Below are 1,284 nucleotides of genomic sequence, written 5' to 3' on the forward strand. Positions count from 1 at the left end.
CATCGTGAGATGGAACATCTGCACTGGCAACTGTTGGATTGATAGAAGTATCATTTTGAGTCAAAAATCCAACCGAAAGAGCAATAGCGATACCTGCCGCAGCGGCATAGTAAGTCCAATTACGATTACCCAAGAAAAAGCCCACCTTCGGTTTTTGTTGTTTTTCTTGTAAACGTGCCTGAAACTTCTCAAAAGCTTTTTGAGAAGGCTCTTGTCGATGTTCTGCCAATTTTTTGGCAAAAAGGTCGTCAATCGGATGTTTTTTCATTTTTATTATGATGTTCATTTTTGTATGGTTATTCGTTACTGGAAAACTGGTCATTGGTGGATTTGATAAAATATTTTAGAGTTTTTCTAATCAACCAATAACCAATTCCCTAATAACCATTAACCATTCTTTGTTCTAATTTCATTACTTTCGCCTGCAACATTGCTCTTGCTCGGCTTAACTGCGATTTTGATGTACCTTCCGAAATCCCGAGCATTTCGCCGATTTCGATATGGTTGTAACCTTCGATGGCATACAGATTAAAAACTGTTCGATAGCCAACTGGTAATTCTTCAATGAGTTTCATCAAATCCGATGCTTCGAGGTCGGTGCTGAATGATGATTCGTTGGGTTCTTCGATAGCATATTCGAGGTCAACGACAATCATTTTTTTGCTTCTGACATACATCAAGGCTTCGTTTACCATGATTTTGCGAATCCAGCCTTCAAAACTCCCTTGGAATGTAAACTGGTCGATTTTATCGAAAACTCGCATAAAACCATCAATCATCACATCTTCTGCTTCTATTTTATCACCTACGTAGCGAGTGCAGACCGCCAGCATTTTCGACGAGAACTTTTCGTAAAGTCGCGTCTGTGCTTTGGGGTCTTGTCGCTGTACGGCCTTTGCGAGGTCGTATTCGTTCGAGAAAAGTGATAAAAGTTTAGCCATAAAATCTTGTGTTCAATAGCAAGATGCAAAAAAAGGCGAAGAGGGTTGCATTGAATTTACGACTTTTGATTTACGAATTACGATTTATTGACACAACTAACTAATTATCAAACACTTATAAACATTCAATTCTTTGAGAATTTTATTTTTATCTAAAGAATATATTTTTTTTCAAAAATTCTTTGGGAGTTTGGCATGAGTCTTGTACTTTTGCAATCCGATTCCTCGGCTTCGCACGGAAACCAAAATTGTTTGAATGGTGAGTGAGCGTAGTCGAACTTAAAATATGGTCCTGTGGCCGAGTGGCTAGGCAGAGCTCTGCAAAAGCTTCTACAGCGGTTCG

Annotated in this window: 2 protein-coding genes and 1 pseudogene; all 3 read right to left on the minus strand. The window is 38.9% G+C overall.

Annotation, left to right across the window (positions count from 1 at the left end; genetic code table 11):
- Nucleotides 1-286: pseudogene (locus ACOVO2_RS09475) on the minus strand (hypothetical protein); the annotation flags it as partial.
- Between the two features lie 91 nt (nucleotides 287-377).
- Nucleotides 378-941 (minus strand): RNA polymerase sigma factor, encoded by a 564-nt coding sequence (locus ACOVO2_RS09480; RefSeq protein ID WP_421769729.1) that lies wholly within the window; start codon nucleotides 939-941, stop codon nucleotides 378-380.
- Nucleotides 942-1,089: 148 nt separating this feature from the next.
- On the minus strand, nucleotides 1,090-1,284 hold a 195-nt coding region (locus ACOVO2_RS09485; protein WP_421769730.1), incomplete at its 5' end, for a hypothetical protein.

It is taken from the genome of Emticicia sp. (genome assembly GCF_049241225.1).
In the GTDB taxonomy this organism is placed as follows: Bacteria; Bacteroidota; Bacteroidia; order Cytophagales; family Spirosomataceae; genus Emticicia.